Origin of the sequence: Citrobacter braakii, from assembly GCF_009648935.1 — a bacterium.
GTDB lineage: Bacteria > Pseudomonadota > Gammaproteobacteria > Enterobacterales > Enterobacteriaceae > Citrobacter > Citrobacter braakii.
Map to the genome: position 1 here is coordinate 3,657,950 of NZ_CP045771.1, position 19,688 is coordinate 3,677,637.

General features: G+C 54.2%; 18 protein-coding genes. 11 read left to right on the forward strand and 7 right to left on the reverse strand.

Translation table 11 applies throughout. From position 1 onward, the window contains the following. Positions 1-7: 7 nt before the first annotated feature. The 3 genes from GFC06_RS17110 to fadK all read left to right on the forward strand — a co-directional run bounded on the left by GFC06_RS17110 (position 8) and on the right by fadK (position 3,326). On the forward strand, positions 8-1,297 hold the full coding sequence (locus GFC06_RS17110; protein ID WP_049040471.1) for an FAD-dependent oxidoreductase: 1,290 nt from the start codon (positions 8-10) through the stop codon (positions 1,295-1,297). Beyond that, positions 1,294-1,587, forward strand: coding sequence for a ferredoxin family protein (locus GFC06_RS17115; RefSeq protein WP_153690423.1), 294 nt, complete (start codon positions 1,294-1,296; stop codon positions 1,585-1,587). The genes GFC06_RS17110 and GFC06_RS17115 overlap by 4 nt, the downstream gene beginning before the upstream one ends. An 83-nt stretch (positions 1,588-1,670) precedes the next feature. Then, the gene (fadK, locus tag GFC06_RS17120; RefSeq protein WP_153690424.1) at positions 1,671-3,326 is read left to right on the forward strand and encodes a medium-chain fatty-acid--CoA ligase; all 1,656 of its coding nucleotides are present in this window, start codon (positions 1,671-1,673) and stop codon (positions 3,324-3,326) included. Positions 3,327-3,421: 95 nt separating this feature from the next. Here fadK and ppsA read toward each other — a convergent pair whose 3' ends face one another. Beyond that, on the reverse strand, positions 3,422-5,800 hold the full coding sequence (gene ppsA / locus GFC06_RS17125) for a phosphoenolpyruvate synthase (RefSeq protein ID WP_019076667.1): 2,379 nt from the start codon (positions 5,798-5,800) through the stop codon (positions 3,422-3,424). Between the two features lie 328 nt (positions 5,801-6,128). Here ppsA and ppsR point away from each other — a divergent pair, with 328 nt between their 5' ends. From ppsR to GFC06_RS17165, 8 genes are all read left to right on the forward strand, one after another. Next, positions 6,129-6,962 carry a posphoenolpyruvate synthetase regulatory kinase/phosphorylase PpsR gene (gene ppsR, locus GFC06_RS17130; protein WP_016152884.1) on the forward strand — a complete coding sequence of 278 codons (834 nt, stop codon included), beginning with the start codon at positions 6,129-6,131 and terminating at the stop codon, positions 6,960-6,962. Between the two features lie 126 nt (positions 6,963-7,088). Further along, positions 7,089-8,135: a 3-deoxy-7-phosphoheptulonate synthase AroH gene (gene aroH / locus GFC06_RS17135; protein ID WP_016152883.1), complete on the forward strand. Its 1,047-nt coding sequence runs from the start codon at positions 7,089-7,091 to the stop codon at positions 8,133-8,135. A gap of 124 nt (positions 8,136-8,259) precedes the next feature. After that, on the forward strand, positions 8,260-8,490 hold the full coding sequence (gene hemP / locus GFC06_RS17140; protein ID WP_072034386.1) for a hemin uptake protein HemP: 231 nt from the start codon (positions 8,260-8,262) through the stop codon (positions 8,488-8,490). A gap of 74 nt (positions 8,491-8,564) precedes the next feature. Continuing rightward, on the forward strand, positions 8,565-10,550 hold the full coding sequence (locus GFC06_RS17145; RefSeq protein ID WP_047500312.1) for a TonB-dependent hemoglobin/transferrin/lactoferrin family receptor: 1,986 nt from the start codon (positions 8,565-8,567) through the stop codon (positions 10,548-10,550). A gap of 47 nt (positions 10,551-10,597) precedes the next feature. Then, positions 10,598-11,629, forward strand: coding sequence for a hematinate-forming heme oxygenase ChuS (gene chuS, locus GFC06_RS17150; protein ID WP_153690425.1), 1,032 nt, complete (start codon positions 10,598-10,600; stop codon positions 11,627-11,629). Beyond that, entirely contained in the window at positions 11,626-12,447 is an 822-nt protein-coding gene (locus GFC06_RS17155; RefSeq protein ID WP_101700822.1) for a heme/hemin ABC transporter substrate-binding protein, read from the forward strand. Before chuS ends, GFC06_RS17155 begins: the two co-directional genes overlap by 4 nt. Next, positions 12,447-13,439, forward strand: a complete 993-nt coding sequence (locus tag GFC06_RS17160) for a FecCD family ABC transporter permease (protein WP_032947022.1) — start codon at positions 12,447-12,449, stop codon at positions 13,437-13,439. Before GFC06_RS17155 ends, GFC06_RS17160 begins: the two co-directional genes overlap by 1 nt. Beyond that, positions 13,432-14,211: a heme ABC transporter ATP-binding protein gene (locus GFC06_RS17165; protein ID WP_153690426.1), complete on the forward strand. Its 780-nt coding sequence runs from the start codon at positions 13,432-13,434 to the stop codon at positions 14,209-14,211. Before GFC06_RS17160 ends, GFC06_RS17165 begins: the two co-directional genes overlap by 8 nt. On the opposite strand, the gene selO is transcribed toward GFC06_RS17165, so the two are convergent. The 6 genes from selO to btuC all read right to left on the reverse strand — a co-directional run bounded on the left by selO (position 14,208) and on the right by btuC (position 19,628). Beyond that, a complete protein-coding gene (gene selO, locus GFC06_RS17170) occupies positions 14,208-15,650 on the reverse strand; it encodes a protein adenylyltransferase SelO (RefSeq protein ID WP_153690427.1) in 1,443 nt (480 codons plus the stop codon). The genes GFC06_RS17165 and selO overlap by 4 nt on opposite strands. A gap of 61 nt (positions 15,651-15,711) precedes the next feature. Further along, complete coding sequence (locus GFC06_RS17175; protein WP_019076659.1) at positions 15,712-16,425, reverse strand: EAL domain-containing protein; 714 nt, start codon at positions 16,423-16,425, stop codon at positions 15,712-15,714. 319 nt (positions 16,426-16,744) lie between these two features. Continuing rightward, positions 16,745-17,209, reverse strand: coding sequence for an NlpC/P60 family protein (locus GFC06_RS17180; protein ID WP_003832591.1), 465 nt, complete (start codon positions 17,207-17,209; stop codon positions 16,745-16,747). Positions 17,210-17,286: 77 nt separating this feature from the next. Next, positions 17,287-18,036 carry a vitamin B12 ABC transporter ATP-binding protein BtuD gene (gene btuD, locus GFC06_RS17185; RefSeq protein ID WP_049281902.1) on the reverse strand — a complete coding sequence of 250 codons (750 nt, stop codon included), beginning with the start codon at positions 18,034-18,036 and terminating at the stop codon, positions 17,287-17,289. Beyond that, a complete protein-coding gene (locus GFC06_RS17190) occupies positions 18,036-18,587 on the reverse strand; it encodes a glutathione peroxidase (protein ID WP_047500296.1) in 552 nt (183 codons plus the stop codon). Before GFC06_RS17190 ends, btuD begins: the two co-directional genes overlap by 1 nt. Before the next feature lie 60 nt (positions 18,588-18,647). Next, a complete protein-coding gene (btuC, locus tag GFC06_RS17195) occupies positions 18,648-19,628 on the reverse strand; it encodes a vitamin B12 ABC transporter permease BtuC (protein ID WP_032931198.1) in 981 nt (326 codons plus the stop codon). Positions 19,629-19,688: the final 60 nt, after the last annotated feature.

Sequence of the window (19,688 nt, forward strand, 5' to 3'; positions counted from 1 at the left end):
ATAAAGCATGTCAGATGAAAAATTTGATGCCATTGTGGTCGGGGCTGGTGTAGCGGGTACAATGGCAGGTTACGTTATGGCCCGGGCCGGACTGGACGTACTGGTCATCGAGCGCGGCAACAGTGCGGGCAGTAAAAATATGACCGGCGGGAGACTCTACGCGCACAGCCTTGAGCGCATCATGCCCGGATTCGCGCAGGAAGCGCCTCTCGAACGTAAAGTCACCCGCGAAAAAATCTCCTTCCTGACCGAAGAGAGCGCCGTTACCCTCGACTTCCATCGTGAAAAAGACAACGCGCCAGCGCAGGACTCTTATACCGTTTTGCGCAACCGGCTTGACCCATGGCTAATGGAAAAAGCGGAACAGGCTGGCGTGCAGTTCATCCCCGGCGTGCGCGTCGACGCGCTAATTCGCGAAGGCAATAAGGTCACCGGAGTGCAAGCCGGGGACGATATCCTTGAAGCCAATATTGTCATCCTAGCCGATGGCGTTAATTCTATGCTGGGACGGTCGCTGGGAATGGTTCCCCCCTCTTCTGCGCAGCACTATGCCGTTGGCGTAAAAGAGCTGATCGGCTTACCGTCGGCGGTGATTGCGGATCGGTTCAATCTGTCAGGCAACGAAGGTGCAGCCTGGCTGTTCGCAGGCTCACCGTCTGATGGACTGATGGGAGGCGGATTTCTGTATACCAACCAGGATTCCATCTCTCTGGGCCTGGTGTGTGGTCTGGGGGATATTGCCCATGCCACGAAAAGCATTCCGCAAATGCTGGAAGACTTTAAGCGACACCCGACTATTCGTCCGCTGATTGCCGGCGGGGAACTGCTGGAGTATTCCGCACATATGGTACCGGAAGGCGGTCTGGCAATGGTTCCGAAACTGGTTGATGACGGGGTAATGATCGTCGGCGATGCCGCTGGTTTCTGTCTGAATCTGGGTTATACCGTGCGCGGCATGGATTTGGCGATAGCTTCCGCAGAAGCCGCCGCCCAAACAGCCATTGCAGCAAAAGAGCGCCAGGATTACTCGGCCAGTAGCCTGATGGATTACAAACGCGCCCTCGAACAGGGCTGTGTGATGCGTGATTTACAGCATTTTCGCAAGATCCCGGCGCTGATGGAAAACCCGCGCCTGTTCACCCAGTATCCCCGCATGGTGGCCGATATCATGAACGATATGTTTACCGTCGACGGAAGCCCAAATCAGCCCGTTCGCAAGATGATCATGTCCCATGCCAGGCAGATTGGGCTGATGAACTTACTGAAAGACGGCATCAAGGGGGCCACCGCACTATGAATCAGAACACTAACGTTAACGTCGACGTCAAACTGGGCGTCAATAAATTTAATGTTGATGAAGGCCACCCGCACATCATTCTGGCTGAACATCCCGACCTTAATGAATTTCGCAAGTTGCTGAAAGCCTGCCCCGCCGGACTGTATAAACAGGATGAGAGTGGAAATATTCATTTTGATTCCGCAGGCTGCCTGGAGTGCGGCACCTGCCGGGTGCTGTGCGGTGACACGATCCTCACACAATGGGAATACCCGCTCGGAACATTTGGCGTTGATTTCCGCTACGGCTAACGGATTTTGCATGTTGTACGCCGGATTGGCCCCGCCTGGCCATCCGGTCAGATGTATGCCGAAATAATCCTGGGAATAACTTCATGAGTATCACACTTACGTTTAACGCCGAACGTCGCCAGGCCTGGCGACAACTGGGTTTATGGGGAGATGCTTCGCTTGGCGATTACTGGCACCAAACCGCCAGAGCCATGCCGGATAAAATCGCCGTGGTTGATAATCATGGCGCTTCATATACCTACTCTGCACTCGACGATGCTGCCAGCAGTCTGGCAACCTGGTTTGTAGCCTGCGGGATCCAACCCGGCGATCGCATTGCCTTTCAGTTGCCTGGCTGGTGCGAGTTCACCATTATCTATCTGGCCTGCCTGAAAACCGGGGCCGTTTCCGTACCACTGCTGCCTGCCTGGCGCGAAGCGGAACTGGTGTGGGTACTGAACAAATGCAAAGCGAAGATTTTTTTCGCACCGACGTTGTTTAAACAGACCCGACCGGTTGATCTGATCCTCCCCTTGCAAAACCAGTTGCCGCATCTGCAACAGATTGTTGCCGTAGATAAACTGGCACCGGCCACCGCCTCGCTGGCGTTCAGCCAACTGCTTCTGGCTCCGCCATTAACCCAGGTTATTAACGTTCACGCCGATGAACTGGCTGCCGTGCTGTTTACCTCCGGGACCGAGGGAATGCCGAAAGGCGTAATGTTAACCCACAACAATATCCTTGCCAGCGAACGCGCCTACTGTGCCCGACTCAATCTCACCTGGCAGGATGTGTTTTTGATGCCTGCCCCACTGGGACACGCTACCGGTTTTTTGCATGGCGTTACCGCGCCGTTTTTAATCGGCGCACGCAGCGTATTGTTGGATATATTCACCCCAACCGCCTGTCTTGAACTGCTCGAGCAACAACGCTGTACCTGCGTGCTCGGTGCAACCCCCTTCGTCTACGACATGTTGTGTAGTCTGGAAAAACGGCCCTGTGATCTCACATCACTACGTTTTTTCTTATGCGGTGGCACCACTATTCCGCAAAAGATTGCCCGTGACTGCCAACAGCGCGGCATTAAATTGTTAAGCATCTATGGTTCGACGGAGAGCTCGCCGCATGCGCTGGTCAATCTCGACGATTCACTTTCACGCATGATGAACACCGATGGATATGCCGCCGCAGGCGTTGAAATTAAAGTCGTCGATGAAGCGCGCAATACGTTGCCTGCAGGGATCGAAGGTGAAGAGGCCTCGCGTGGTCCCAATGTTTTTATGGGCTACCTCGATGAGCCTGAACTGACCGCCCGCGCGCTGGACAAAGATGGCTGGTATTACAGTGGCGACTTATGCCGCATGGACGAAGCGGGATACATCAAAATTACCGGGCGTAAAAAAGATATTATTGTGCGCGGTGGGGAAAACATCAGCAGCCGCGAAGTGGAGGATATTTTATTGCAGCATCCGCGCATTCATGATGCCTGCGTTGTCGCGATGCCAGACGATCGGTTAGGTGAACGATCGTGCGCTTATGTGGTGCTGAAACCGCCGCATCATTCGCTGTCGCTGGAATCAGTGGTGGCCTTTTTTAGTCGCAAACGGGTGGCAAAGTATAAATATCCGGAACACATCGTCATTGTCGAAACGTTACCGCGCACGGCGTCAGGCAAGGTACAAAAATACCTGCTGCGTCAGGATATCATTCAGCGTTTAAGCGTGGAGAGTGTGGAGAGTGTGGAAAGCGTTGAAGGGTAAAGTACCGGATGGCAATGCTAACACCTCTAATCCGGCCTACGTTGCATACTAACCGTAGGCCGGATAAGGCATTTACACCACCATCCGGCATGATGTTACTTCTTCAGTTCAGCCAGGCTCAGCCAGGTCTGCACGACCGTGTCCGGGTTCAGCGACAGACTGTCGATCCCCTCTTCCATCAGCCAGGCGGCGAAGTCTTCGTGATCGGATGGACCCTGACCGCAAATACCCACGTATTTGCCCTGCTTCTTGGCTGCACGAATCGCCATCGACAGCAGCGCTTTCACCGCGTCGTTACGCTCGTCAAACAGTTCAGAAACCACACCAGAGTCACGGTCCAGTCCCAGCGCCAGCTGCGTCATGTCGTTTGAACCGATGGAGAAGCCGTCAAAGTACTCAAGGAACTGTTCGGCCAGCAAAGCGTTGGACGGGATCTCACACATCATGATGATCTTCAGTCCGTTCTCACCGCGTTTCAGCCCCTGACGCGCCAGCTCTTCCACTACCGCTTTCGCCTGGGCAACGGTACGTACAAACGGTACCATCACTTCTACGTTAGTCAGGCCCATATCGTTACGGACACGTTTCACTGCGTCACATTCCAGCGCGAAACAGTCGCGGAAGCTATCAGCAATGTAACGGCCCGCCCCGCGGAAGCCCAGCATCGGGTTCTCTTCATGCGGCTCATAACGCTCACCGCCGACGAGGTTGGCATATTCGTTGGACTTAAAGTCTGACATACGCACGATAACGCGTTTTGGATAGAACGCCGCACCCAGCGTAGCGATCCCTTCCGTCAGACGACCAACGTAGAATTCACGCGGGGAATCAAAACCTTTCATCATGCCGCGGATTTCGTTTTGCAGCTCAGGCGTCTGGTCATCGAACTCCAGCAACGCACGCGGGTGTACGCCAATCATGCGGTTGATGATAAATTCCAGACGCGCCAGGCCGACACCTTCGTTTGGCAGACAGGCGAAGTCGAAAGCCCGGTCCGGGTTACCCACGTTCATCATCACCTTCAACGGCAGATCCGGCATGGTTTCCACGCTGGAACTCTTCACGCTGAAGTCGAGCATCTCAGCATAAACATAACCGGTATCGCCCTCGGCACAGGAGACAGTGACTTTCTCACCGTCCTTCATACGCTCGGTGGCATCACCACAGCCAACCACGGCCGGGATCCCCAGTTCACGGGCAATGATCGCCGCGTGGCAGGTACGACCGCCACGGTTGGTGACAATCGCCGCCGCTTTCTTCATGATCGGTTCCCAGTCCGGGTCGGTCATGTCGGTAACCAGGACGTCGCCAGGTTCGATACGGTTCATTTCGCTGATGTCCTGAATGACTTTGACCGGACCCGCGCCAATGCGGTGACCGATAGCACGACCTTCAGCAATAATTTTACCCTGAGCATGCAGCGTATAACGCTCCATCACCTGGCCGCGCGAGCGCACGGTTTCCGGACGCGCCTGCACAATGAACAGCTTGCCGGTATGACCGTCTTTCGCCCATTCGATGTCCATCGGACGACCGTAGTGCTTCTCGATCTGTACCGCCTGCTTCGCCAGCTCCTGCACTTCTTCGTTGGTCAGGGAGAAAATGTCGCGCTGCTCCTGCGGTACATCTTCAATCGTCACCTGCTTGCCATGTTCCTGGGTTGGCGCGTAGACCATACGGATTTTTTTCGAACCCATTGTGCGACGGACGATCGCCGGACGGTTTGCCGCCAGAGTCGGTTTGTGCACGTAGAACTCATCCGGGTTAACGGCACCCTGCACGACCATCTCGCCGAGACCCCATGCGGAAGTGATGAACACCACCTGATCGAAACCGGATTCGGTATCGATGGAGAACATTACGCCGGAAGACGCGAGGTCTGAGCGCACCATCCGCTGAACGCCAGCAGAGAGCGCCACGCCACGATGGTCATAACCCTGGTGAACGCGATAAGAGATTGCACGGTCGTTAAACAGCGAGGCAAAGACGTGTTTGATAGCAACCAGTACGGCATCAAATCCCTGGACGTTGAGGAAGGTTTCCTGCTGACCGGCAAATGACGCATCTGGCATATCTTCTGCGGTGGCGGAAGAGCGCACGGCAAAAGAGGCATGGGCATCGTCTGCTGACAGCTGCGCGTAGGCATCGCGGACGGCATTTTCCAGCTCCGGCTGGAAAGGAGTGTCGATAATCCACTGGCGGATCTGTGCGCCGGCTTTCGCAAGCTCGGTGACATCGTCAATATCCGTTTTATCCAGCAGCTCATAAATGCGCTGGTTTACACCGCTCTGGTCCAGAAACTGGTTAAACGCATCGGCGGTCGTTGCAAAACCATTCGGTACGGAAACACCCATACCGGAAAGGTTAGTAATCATTTCACCCAGGGAGGCATTTTTGCCCCCAACTCTGTCTACATCATTCATGCCGAGTTGGTTATACCAAAGCACCAGCGGTGACGAGCCATTGTTGGACATCGAACAATCCTTATATATGAACGAGGTTAGGAAACTCAATTTTGCGTAATTATCTTTGCATATTTACTTCAGCGAAAAAAACGGTGAATCGTTCAAGCAACTTTATTTTTTATTTTTTCAGATTGTTTCCGCATTTGCGCAAACCCGCGAGCCACAGGGGATCACCACAAAAACTACCGGTATAAACATTTGTTCCGAAAAATGAAATGCACTTTTCAGTAAATATAAAAATACCGTTTCATTTTACAAAATAGATGCAGCAATATTCGCTTCTGGCGAATTTTAATTTATGCTTTCAGAGAATTATGTCAGCCCCAGGATGAGCAAAATGGATAATGCTGTTGATCGTCACGTATTTTATATTTCTGATGGTACGGCCATCACCGCCGAGGTATTGGGCCACGCGGTAATGTCGCAATTTCCGGTTACGATCAGCAGCATTACGCTGCCGTTTGTGGAAAATGAGAGTCGTGCGCGAGCGGTTAAAGACCAGATTGACGCGATCTATCAACAAACTGGCGTGCGCCCTTTGGTGTTTTACTCTATCGTTTTGCCGGAAATTCGCTCGATCATTTTGCAAAGCGAAGGATTTTGTCAGGATATCGTGCAGGCGTTGGTTGCCCCACTGCAGCAAGAGATGAAGCTCGATCCTACGCCGATCGCCCATCGTACCCACGGCCTGAACCCCGGCAACCTTAACAAGTACGACGCGCGCATTGCCGCCATTGATTATACCCTCGCCCATGACGACGGCATTTCGTTGCGCAACCTCGATCAGGCGCAGGTGATCCTGCTTGGCGTTTCCCGTTGCGGTAAAACCCCGACCAGTTTGTATCTGGCCATGCAGTTTGGCATTCGCGCGGCCAACTACCCCTTTATTGCCGATGATATGGATAATCTGGTGCTGCCAGCGTCCCTGAAGCCGTTACAGCATAAATTGTTCGGCCTGACCATTGACCCTGAGCGCCTGGCGGCCATCCGCGAAGAGCGCCGGGAAAACAGCCGTTACGCCTCGATGCGCCAGTGCCGGATGGAGGTTGCTGAGGTGGAAGCGCTATACCGGAAAAACCAGATCCCATGGCTGAACAGTACCAATTATTCGGTAGAAGAGATTGCTACCAAGATCCTCGACATCATGGGGCTGAATCGCCGCATGTACTAGAGTGCTAGTGCATTGGTTCGATTTTTTGTTATTATGCTCGCCACCAGGCAGGATGAGTATGATATTGTGATATACATCACTTCCCGGTAGTCCTGCCGTTGAAGCAACAAATTTCTGAGACAAGTAATGAACAGAACCGATGAACTCCGTACTGCGCGTATTGACAACCTGGTCACTCCAGCAGAGCTTGCGCAACGGCATCCTGTTTCGTCCTCCGTCGCCCGTCATGTTACGGACTCCCGACGCCGGATAGAAAAAATATTAAATGGTGAAGACGCTCGTTTACTGGTGATCGTAGGTCCCTGCTCGATTCACGATCTTGATGCCGCCATGGAATACGCGACGCGTTTACAGGCGCTGCGCGAAAAACATCAGGCGCGTCTGGAAATCGTGATGCGCACTTATTTTGAAAAACCGCGCACCGTAGTGGGCTGGAAAGGCTTAATTTCCGACCCGGATTTAAACGGCAGCTACCGCGTGAATCACGGCATTGAACTGGCGCGCAAACTGCTGTTGCAGGTCAATGAACTGGGCGTACCCACGGCAACAGAATTCCTCGACATGGTGACCGGTCAGTTTATTGCCGATTTAATCAGTTGGGGAGCCATTGGCGCACGCACCACCGAAAGCCAGATCCACCGTGAAATGGCCTCTGCGCTTTCCTGCCCGGTCGGCTTTAAAAACGGTACGGATGGCAATACGCGTATTGCCGTCGATGCGATTCGCGCCTCCCGTGCCAGCCATATGTTCCTCTCTCCGGATAAAACCGGCCAGATGACCATTTATCAGACCAGCGGTAATCCTTACGGGCATATCATCATGCGCGGCGGTAAAAAGCCGAATTATTATGCTGAAGATATTGCCGCCGCCTGCGATACCCTGCACGAATTTTCCCTGCCTGAACATCTGGTGGTCGATTTTAGCCATGGCAATTGCCAGAAGCAGCATCGTCGTCAGTTGGACGTTTGTGATGATGTGTGCCAGCAAATTCGCAATGGTTCGACGGCGATTGCCGGGATTATGGCGGAGAGTTTCCTGCGTGAAGGTACGCAAAAAATCGTTAGCGGCCAGCCGCTGGTTTACGGCCAGTCCATTACCGACCCGTGCCTGAACTGGGAAGATACTGAACTGCTGGTTGAAAAACTCGCCTCTGCGGTTGATAGCCGTTTTTAATGCTGTTCGCCGGGTAACATCACGTTGCCCGGTGCTAATCCTTTGTTTCCCCCCTCCTTATTGTACAAAATCTATTCTCGTCACAATTATTTCACAAAAAGGCTTGCCGCAATTTTGCAGTTTGATGATAATGATTATCATTGTTAAATTGATTGTTATTTTTAAACACTATTCACGTATGGATAACACAACAACGCCCGCAAAAGAAAAAACACCGCCTGCCGTCGCGCCAAACGAGCGCCGAATTGACAGTAAAAGTCTGCTGGGCAAAGAGGGGCGCGTGATCATAGAACACGATGGTCAGCTCTATCTGCTGCGCCAGACACAAGCCGGAAAACTCATTCTGACCAAATAAACACCACTTTTCGCCAGCCACCCAGGTAGTACCCAGGCAGCCAGCGCTTTTCGATTTCCTAATGGAGAGTTGCTATGCCACACCTGCACACTGCATCCCTGCGCCCTTCGCTCTTGGCGCTGGCGATTATCAGTAACCTGCCCGCCGTCGCGTATGCGGCGGTAGAAGATATGACCGTCACCGCTACCGGCAATGCCCGTAGTGCTTTTGAAGCGCCGATGATGGTCAGCGTGATTGATGCCACCGCGCCGGAAAACCAGACCGCCAGCTCAGCAGCCGACCTGTTGCGTACGGTTCCGGGCCTGACCCTTGACGGCACCGGTCGCACTAACGGCCAGGACGTGAATCTGCGCGGCTACGATCGACGTGGCGTTCTGGTGCTGGTTGATGGCGTTCGTCAGGGAACCGACACCGGACACCTGAACAGTACCTTCCTCGATCCGGCGCTGATCAAACGCATCGAGGTCGTCCGTGGCCCTTCTGCACTGCTGTACGGTAGCGGCGCGTTAGGTGGAGTGATCGCCTATGACACTGCGGATGCCAAAGATCTGCTGGAAGCCGGACAAAACAGCGGTTATCGCGTGTTCGGTACCGCGGCAACTGGCGATCACAGCCTCGGTATGGGCGCCAGCGCGTTTGGTCGCAGCGATACGCTGGACGGACTGCTTGCCTGGTCCAGTCGCGATCGCGGTGATTTGCGCCAGAGCAACGGTACTACGGCACCAAACGACGAAGCGATTAACAATATGCTGGCGAAAGGCAGCTGGAAAATTGACAGCGCCCAGACGCTGGCCGGCTCGCTGCGTTACTACAACAATGACGCCCGTGAGCCTAAAAACCCGCAAACCAGCGCGGCGGATGCCACCAGCAACCCGATGACCGATCGCTCAACCATCCAGCGCGACGCGCAACTGACCTACTCGATTGCTCCAGCCGACAATGACTGGTTGAACGCGGATGCCCGCGTCTACTGGTCCGAAGCACGCATTAATGCGCAAAACACGGATAACACCGGCGAGTTTCGCAAACAAACCACCAAAGGCGGCAAAATCGACAACCGCAGCCGCCTGTTTACCGACTCTTTTGCATCTCATTTGCTGACCTACGGCGGGGAATACTATCGTCAGGAACAACAGCCAGGCGGCGCAACCACCGGTTTCCCGGAGGCAAAAATCGATTTCAGCTCCGGTTGGTTACAAGATGAAATCACCCTGCGCGACCTGCCGGTTACGCTGCTGGGCGGTACCCGTTATGACTCTTATCGCGGCAGCAGCGACGGCTATGAAGATGTCGATGCCGATAAATGGTCGTCCCGCGCCGGGCTCACCGTTGCGCCAACCGACTGGCTGATGCTGTTCGGTTCATACGCTCAGGCCTTCCGTGCGCCGACCATGGGCGAGATGTATAACGATGCGAAACACTTCTCGATTGGCCGTTTTTACACCAACTACTGGGTGCCGAACCCTAACCTACGCCCTGAAACCAACGAAACCCAGGAATACGGATTTGGCCTGCGCTTTGACGATCTGTTGATGGCGAGCGATGCGCTCGAATTTAAAGCCAGCTATTTCGACACCAAAGCGAAAGATTACATCTCCACCAGCGTCGACTTTGCCGCCGCGACAACCATGTCCTATAACGTCCCCAACGCCAAAATCTGGGGCTGGGACGTGATGGCGAAATATTCCGCCGATCTGTTCAGCCTCGACATGGCCTATAACCGTACGCGCGGCAAAGATACAGACACCGGCGAATACATTTCCAGCATTAACCCGGATACCGTCACCAGCAAACTGAACGTGCCGGTTGCGCACAGCGGTTTCTCCGTTGGCTGGATAGGTACCTTTGCTGACCGTTCAACGCATATCAGCAGCAGCTACACGAAACAGCCGGGTTATGCGGTAAACGATTTCTACGTGAGCTATCAGGGCCAACAAGCGCTGAAAGGCATGACCACCACGCTGGTACTGGGCAACGCCTTCGACAAAGAGTACTGGTCGCCGCAGGGCATTCCGCAGGATGGTCGTAATGGAAAAATTTTCGTGAGTTATCAGTGGTAATCACTTTTCCCCGGTTCGCCGGGGCAGCAATCTGGAAGGAAGAGACAATGAATCATTACACACGCTGGCTGGAACTGAAGAAAGAAAATCCTCGCAAATACGCACGTGATATTGCGGGATTGATGAATATTAGCGAAGCCGAACTGACCTTCGCGCGCGTCGGTCATGACGCCTGGCGCTTACGGGGCGAAGTGCGTGAAATCCTCGGCGCACTGGAAGCCGTCGGCGAAACCAAATGTATATGCCGCAACGAATATGCGGTGCATGAGCAGGTTGGTGCGTTTACCAATCAGCACCTGAACGGTCATGCCGGACTGGTACTCAATCCGCGCGCTCTCGACCTGCGCCTGTTCCTCAATCAGTGGGCAAGCGTGTTCCATATCAGCGAAACAACCGCCCACGGCGAGCGTCAGAGCATTCAGTTCTTTGACCATCAGGGGGATGCGCTACTGAAGGTCTATGCCACACAGAATACCCTCATTGAGGAATGGGCTGCGTTGCTGACCCGTTTCATCTTCGCTGAAAACCCGCCTCTGGCGCTGCAATCCGCCCCCCCTTCTGCTCCAGCCACCGTCACGGTCGATGCGCAGACCGTTGATCAAGAGTGGCGAGCCATGACCGATGTACACCAGTTCTTCGGTCTGCTGAAACGCCACGACCTCACCCGCCAACAGGCGTTTAACCTGGTGGGCGACGATCTGGCCTGTAAAGTCGCAAATAGCGCATTGGCGCAGTTACTCGACACCGCGCGCCAGGATGGCAATGAAATTATGGTCTTTGTGGGTAATCGTGGCTGCGTACAGATTTTCACCGGTGTGATAGAAAAACTGGTGCCGATGAAAGGCTGGCTGAATATATTCAACCCGACATTTACCTTACACCTGCTGGAAGAGAGCGTGGCAGAAACATGGGTGACGCGCAAACCGACCGCCGATGGCCACGTTACCAGCCTGGAACTGTTTGCTGCCGACGGCACGCAAATCGCCCAGTTGTATGGTCAACGAACGGAAGGCGAACCGGAGCAGACGCAATGGCGCGCGCAAATTGACGCACTGACGCCGAAAGGGCTGGCCGCATGAAAAAACTGCTGGTCCTGATTGCGCTACTGCCCATCGTCGCGATGGCTGCGTCCAGGGAACGGGTTGTTGCTCTCGGTGGCGATGTCACCGAGATTGTATACGCACTGGGAGCACAGTCTTCCCTTGTGGCGCGAGACAGCACCAGCCAGTGGCCTGAAGCAGCAAACGCCCTACCTGATGTCGGTTATTTGCGCCAACTCAACGCCGAAGGGATCCTTGCCACCCGCCCTACGCTGGTCCTTGCCAGCGCGCAGGCGCAGCCCTCTCTGGCGCTAAAACAGCTCGAACAGAGCAACGTCAGGGTTGTGACGATCCCGGCAAGCAACGCGCTTAATGTGATTGATGAAAAAATTCGCGTCATCGCCGAAGCCACCCATAGGGAGGCCGATGGCGAAACGCTGCGCACCCGCTTACGTCAGGAACTGGCGGCGTTGCCGTCATCTGAACTTAACAAACGAGTGTTGTTTATTCTCAATCATGGCGGGATGACCGCGATGGCAGCGGGCCAGCAAACCGCAGCCGATGCGGCTATTCGTGCCGCCGGTTTGCGCAACGCAATGCAGGGTGTTAACCGCTATCAGCCGCTGTCGCAGGAAGGTGTCATTGCCAGCCAGCCCGATCTGGTGGTGATTTCACAGGACGGCGTTAAGGCGATGGGTGGCGAAGATAACCTGTGGGCGCTGCCGGGCCTGGCGCAGACGCCTGCCGGACGAAATAAACAGGTATTGCAGGTTGACGATATGGCGCTGCTCGGCTTTAGCGTACGCACCCCGCAGGCCATTTTGCAGCTTCGCGCTAAAGCTGAGCAATTGCCCTGATGTCGCGACGTATCCGTTGTTCTTTGTGGACACTCGCACTCATGTTGGTCGTGATGACAATTATGGCTACCGGTTTTGGCGCGTTGCGCCTGCCGGTAAGTTTGCTGTGGCGTGATGGCGATGAGGCACTGCGTCAAATCTGGCTCACCATTCGCCTGCCCCGCGTCCTGCTGGCGCTGGTGATTGGCGGTTCTCTGGCGCTCGCGGGCTGCGTGATGCAGGGCCTGTTTCGCAATCCGCTTGCCGATCCGGGATTACTGGGGATAAGCAGCGGTGCCGCCTGCGCCGTCGCCCTGTGGGTAGTGCTGCCGGTCTCTTTGCCCGCGCTGTTGATGCTGTACGCCCCCATGCTGGCCGCTTTTCTCGGTGCGCTGGCGGCAACGGTGGTTATTTTTATCCTTAGCCAACAGCGCGACGCTTCACTCTCACGTCTGCTGTTGGTCGGTATTGCCATCAACGCGCTGTGCGGGGCGGCGGTTGGCGTTCTGTCGTGGGTCAGTAATGACGCGCAACTGCGCCAGCTGTCGCTATGGGGGATGGGCAGTCTGGGGGCCGCGCAATGGTCCACGCTGCTGGCTGTCACTTCATTGACTGTCCCGACGGTGCTGATCATCTGGCGTCTGGCACCGGCGCTGAACCTGCTGCAGTTAGGTGAGGAAGAGGCGCATTACCTCGGCGTAGATGTGCGTACCGTTCAGCGTGTTTTGCTACTTTGTAGCGCATTGCTGGTTGCCGCAGCCGTGGCGGTAAGCGGCGTAATAGGCTTCATCGGGCTGGTTATCCCGCATCTGATGCGCATGTGGCTCGGCTCAGACCATCGGGCCGTTATCCCAGGTTCCGTGCTGGCGGGCGCATTTTTATTGCTGATAGCCGACACGCTGGCCCGTACGGCGGTTGCGCCTGCGGAAATGCCGGTCGGTTTGCTAACCAGTCTTCTGGGCGCACCGTGGTTTTTATGGCTTATTTTTCGTCAACGAGGACCGCATGGCTGAACATTTCATCGCTGAAGGGCTTCACTATCGCGTCGCGGGCAGAGCGGTGATTGACGACGTCTCTCTTGCTCTCGAAAAAGGTGAACTGGTGGCGCTCATCGGCCCAAATGGTGCGGGGAAATCCACCCTGCTGCGCCTACTGACCGGTTTTCTGAAACCGGCTAAAGGGCGCTGCGTGCTGGCGGGTAAACCGCTGGATGAATGGCATACCCAAACACTGTCGCGGCATCGGGCGGTGATGCGCCAGCAAACACAACTGGGATTTGACTGGCCGGTAGAGGCCGTCATCGCGATGGGACGTGCGCCCTGGACCTCGCGGTCGGAACCTCGACTTATCGCTCAGGTGATGGAAATGACCGGATGTATACCGCTGGCGGGCCGGCAATACGCCGCGCTTTCCGGCGGCGAGCAACAGCGAGTACAGTTAGCCCGTGCATTGGCGCAACTTTGGTGCGACGGCGCGCCTCGCGGCTGGTTATTCCTTGATGAGCCGACCTCTGCGCTGGATCTTTACCACCAGCAGCATCTGTTGCGCTTGCTGAAGACGCTTACCGCTTCACAAGAGCTGCATGTGTGCATTGTGCTTCACGATCTGAATCTCGCCGCACTGTGGGCAGACAGAATAGTGTTGCTGCACAACGGCAGGCTGGTGTCGCAGGGAACGCCTGAAGCCGTGTTACAGGCCGATGACCTGAAGCGCTGGTATGGCGCGCAGGTACACGTTGGCCAGCATCCGGCCAACGGATCCCCGCAGGTGTTTCTGGCCCCTTAGCTTGAACAGCTCACTTCCAGCCGTTTGCCCCAGTCAGGTGGACGGCTGACATAGTCATCATCACGATCGACAAATGGGGTACGCAACGCTTCGTGTAACCGATGCAGCTCGGCGTAATCCCCCTGCTCTGCCTGATTAATCGCCCGTTGCGCCAACCAGTTACGTAATACCATCGCCGGATTAGCCGCCTTCATCTGCGTTTGTCTGACTGCGTCGGCAATGTTGTCTTGCTGCAGGCGTGAGCGATACCGTGTGAACCAGTCATCAAACGCTGCGCGGTCGATAAACTCATCGCGCAGCGGGGATTGCGCGCGGTGTTGTTCCGTCTGACTGAGCATGCGAAACGTTCGCGTATAGTCGCTTCTTTCCCGCACCATCAGGTTAAACAGTTCACTAAGCAGTTCGTTATCGTTTTTTTGCTCGCTAAAGAAGCCAAGCTTTTGTCGCATCCGCTGACCGTAGCGTGTTAACAGCGCCAGTTGATAACTGTCCAGCGCATCATTAAGCGCCTCGACCGGGATAAATGGCGACAGAGTTTGCGCCAGACGTTGCAGGTTCCAAAGCGCCGCGGCCGGTTGATTATCGAAACTGTATCGCCCCTGATTGTCTGAGTGGTTGCAGATAAAATCGGGCACGTAGTCATCAAGGAAACCGAATGGACCGTAATCCATCGTCAGTCCCAGAATCGACATGTTGTCGGTGTTCATGACACCATGCGCAAATCCCACCGCCTGCCAGTCCGCGATTAACGTCGCAGTACGCGTGACAACATCGTTAAACCACAGCTGATACTTATCGGCTTCTTCCTGCCATTGCGGCCAATAATAGCGAATCGCAAAGTCAGCCAACTGGCGCACTTTTTCCGGCTCGCGGCGATAGTAAAAATGCTCAAAATGGCCAAAGCGCATATGGCTTTGCGCCACGCGAATGAGCATCGCCCCTGATTCTACCGTTTCGCGATACACCGGCGTGTCGCTGGTAACAATCGACAATGCCCGCGTGGTCGGTATTCCCAGGTAATGCATCGCTTCGCTGGCCAGGCTTTCGCGAATTGTCGAGCGCAGTACGGCGCGACCATCCCCCATACGGGAATAAGGCGTAAGTCCGGCGCCTTTCAGGTGCCAGTCACACGTTGAGCCGTCAGCGAGCTGTTGTTCGCCCAACAGGATCCCGCGTCCATCGCCAAGCTGGCCCGCCCAGACGCCAAATTGATGTCCGCTATAAACTTGCGCTAAAGGCGACATCCCGGGAAGCAACGATTCACCGCCCCAAACACCGGCTCCGGTTGGAATATCAAATAGTGTCTCTGGAATAGCTAATTGCTCCGCCAGCGCATCGTTATGCCAGATCAGGCGCGCGTTTTTCAGGGGAGTGGGTGAAAGTGCTGTATAGGTTGCTGGTAATTCATCACGCCAGCGGGTGGTAAAAGACAGGGTCATAGGGCCTCCTGTCTCTAGTGTAGACTGTTAAAAGCCTGTTAAACACCAGCAAATATGAGGGTTATATCTTCGCGAGCGAAATTATCTGCGCGGGGGGCACAGCAGGCCACAGCGCGCCCTGCATGGCGCTGAATCCCAGAGGCAGTACGCGCGCTAACATCTCGGGTGTATCAATACCGCTAATGATAATTGACTCACTGCTGGGAAATAGCTGTGCCAGGATAGCCCGCATAAACGGCTCAAACGAAATATGTGTAATCCTTTGTTGAACAAAGTTTTTATCGAGCACGACGCGTTTGAACAGCCCATCAAAAATTGCCCGGTTTGATATGCCGCCAGCACCATAGTTTGTCAGTACTAATGGAAATCGCGCCGCCAGTGCAGCCAGCGTTGGATTCGCTTTTCCATTATTTAACTCTGGATAGTTTTCATTAATAGCCAGTTCCAGAAATGACAATCGTTCAACTTGTGAAGCAAATTTAGCATCTGATAATAAAGTATTAGCAATTGCCGGCGTTAAATTAATCCAGGCAGAAACCTTTCGTTGAATAAAAAAATGTTGGCACGTTTCGATTAATTCAAGCTTTTCGGTAAATAAGCGACATTGCTCTTCGTCCGACATCCGAGGTAGGACCAGCTCGGTGGGTATACGCACATCCCCCTGCGCACTGGCAAAACTGGTAATGATATCTACGTATTCAAGATCGCCTTTTTCGTTTCTCGCAGGGAGAAAAGAGAACTCTGAATGGTAAAGAGTATCCATTGAAACAATCATCGTGCCAGCCCCTCTGCATAGGTGTTATCCGGCATCCTGTAGCAAAGGATGGAGAAATACGTTATTGCTGATGCAAGTAGAGGCCCTTTCATTTTTCCCTTTATAGCCAGTAAATCGAATCCCTTTTTTTTAGCTTATCCTGATTATAAGCGAATATCCAGCTTTGCACTTTTTAATATCTCGGAATAAATCATATTTTTAGCAAGATACGCTCTTAATGTTCAGGGGTATTGTCCGGCTGGCGGCAGAAATAAGAAGTTACTATCAAATGGAAATGTCGAGGCTGCTCAGCCGTAGGCAGCCTCGTGACTGATGAGGATTAAATACGTCGCGCCTGCCAAAAGTTTTTGCGCCAGTAAACGTTGTCCAGTGATGAGCGCATCACACCACGGCTGGTTGAGGCATGAATAAATTGATTATTGGTATCGTAAATTCCGACATGCAGACCGCTTTCCCCAGACCCGGTTTTAAAGAACACCAGATCGCCGGGCAGCAAATCATCTTTATCAATTTCGGTACCAATCTTTGATTGCGTGCGCGTATCACGCGGGAGTTGCAGATCGAATTTATCGCGCATTGTCATCAATACAAATCCAGAACAATCCACTCCGCTACGGCTCATGCCGCCATAACGATAGGGTGTGCCATGCCAGGTTTGTAGCTGGTCATTAAGCCCGGCGATAACGGCGATAGAATCCGACAAGCGGGCATTTGGCGCAGGAGCACGATGGCTGCTGCAGCCCGCCAAAAACAATGCTGTGATGAAAAGAAGCCAAAAGCGCATTCAGGACGAATCCTCTGAATTATATTTTTATGCCAATTTAGCGTGGAAATTATATGATTTTCAAGAACCCATTTAACTTAAGTGGTTGATATGAGCATTCTGTGGCCTTCAATATCCAAACGACGGAAGTTCACGCCATAAGCCGCAGCCAGATTGGCTGGCGTTAGTACCGTATCACGAGCACCACTGGCTAGCAGCTTCCCGCGTTTGAGGAGCCAGGCCTTGTGCGCATGACGTAAGGTATGATTAAGGTCATGGCTGCTCATTACAATCGCGATGCCCTGTAAACACAGCTGACCCAGCATCCGGTCCAGCGCATTTTGTTGCGCCACGTCCAGGCTGTTCATCGGCTCATCCAGCAGCAAAAGCTGGCCGAATGGATTCGCTTGTGGGCAAATCTGCAGGATAACCGCAGCCAGGCGCACGCGCTGCCACTCACCGCCGGAGAGCTGATTCACGCTGCGTCCCAGCTTATCTCCAAGCCCAAGCGCATCGGCGACTTCTTGTAACAGATCGGTGCGTGTTTTATCGGGTTGATGCAGCGTCAGAAAATGCCAGACCGGCATCGCAAACGGCGGGTTTTGCTGCTGCGCAAGATAAGCGCGATATTGCGCCAGCTTTGCTGCCGGCCATTCATCCAATGACACATCACCAAAGGTGATGCTGCCCTTGCCGGTCGTCAGCCCCGCCATTCGCGCCAACAGCGTGCTCTTTCCTGCGCCGTTAGGTCCCACTAAATGCAAGATCTCCCCTGCTTTTATCTCACCAGAAAGCGGGCCAAGTCGGGTCGATTCTGCTACGTCCTGTAGCTGCATCAATCGAGACATTAGTTTGCCAGCGCCATCTTGATGGATTGCACCAGAACAGGATCCTCAGGCGTCATATCGGGTGAAAATCGTTGCAGTACCTGACCATCCCGACCCACTAAAAACTTCTCGAAATTCCACAGAATATCGTCCGGGTAGAGCGGCGCCCGACCTTTACTCGCCATACGCTCATAGAATCCACTATCCGCAGGCGCGACGGCGGTTGGCGCGGCATCAATCAGTTTCTGATACAGCGGATGGCGTCCCTCGCCGTTGACCTCAATTTTGCTGAACATCGGGAAGGTAACGCCCCAGGTGGTACTGCAGTACGTTTTTATTTCCTCTTCACTGCCCGGCTCCTGGCCCAGAAACTGGTTGCAGGGGAACCCAAGAACGGTAAAGCCCTGCTGATGCCAGGCTTTCTGCAGATTCTCCAGTTGCTCATATTGCGGCGTTAGCCCACATTTTGAAGCAACGTTGACGATTAACAGCACATTTCCGGCATACGGCTGCAGTGAGGTCACCTCGCCGTCGATGGTCGTCACGTCTGTATCGAGGATAGTGTTTTGCATAGCATCTCCAGAACAACAGGTGGATTTTCAGTTTTTAATCATAGACCGAATCAACGCGGTCTAGCGCGCGGCTTTTAACAATAGCCAGATAAATACCGGTGCGCCCATGGTGGCCGTCACCACGCCAATTGGCAGCTCAGCCGAGGCCAGCACCAGACGCGCGACAACATCAGCCAACAGTAATACGATAGCGCCAGCCAATGCGCAGCCCGGCAGTAACACGCGATGATCGGTTAAGCCGCACAGCCGCAGAATATGTGGGATCACAAGCCCAATAAAGCCAATCGCTCCCGCCAGAGCCACGCTTACGCCAACCATCCAGCCTGTGGCGACCACCAGCAGGTTGCGCCAGAACCATAATGGCAATCCCAACTGACGTGCAGAAGTCTCCCCCAGCGCCAGCATATTCATCGGCTGCGACTGACAGCATATCCACACCAGCACCGGAATCAACGCCACCATGAGCCAGGCCTGATGCCAGTCAACGCCGCCAAAGCCCCCCATCATCCAGTACATTAGCTGTCGCAAATCAAAAGAAGTGGAGAAGTAGATGGCCCATGTCATCAGCGCGCTACAGATAATGCCCAGCGCCACCCCCGCCAACAGCAGACGGCTGGTAGACAAATGACGGCGGGCAAAACGGAGCAGAATAAGCGTGATAATCAGCGCCCCAGCGATGGCGCATAAACCCAACGCCCAGCCGGGGAGCTGACCCTGCCCCAGCAACACCGCCGCAATGAGCCCGACTCCCGCGCCATTAGACACGCCCAGTAATCCAGGCTCTGCGAGCGGGTTTTCAAAGAGAGCTTGCATCACTGCGCCAGATAAGGCCAACGCAGCACCTACCAGCAAAACGGCGAGGGTACGGGGAAATCGGATTTGCCAGACGAACAGATCGCCGCGGGCGCTGAACCAGTCGCCGGGGGCGATCCACTGTTCTCCTGCGCATAAGCTAATCACGAGCATGACCAATAGCAACAGCGATAAAGTGCCTAACCAGTATCGGTCTCGCCGACGTTGTAATTGTGCAAAAGGTTGCATGTTTATACTTTTTTTATGGGTTATCTCATTAATTTTACGATGAAAGCAAAAAACATGGAA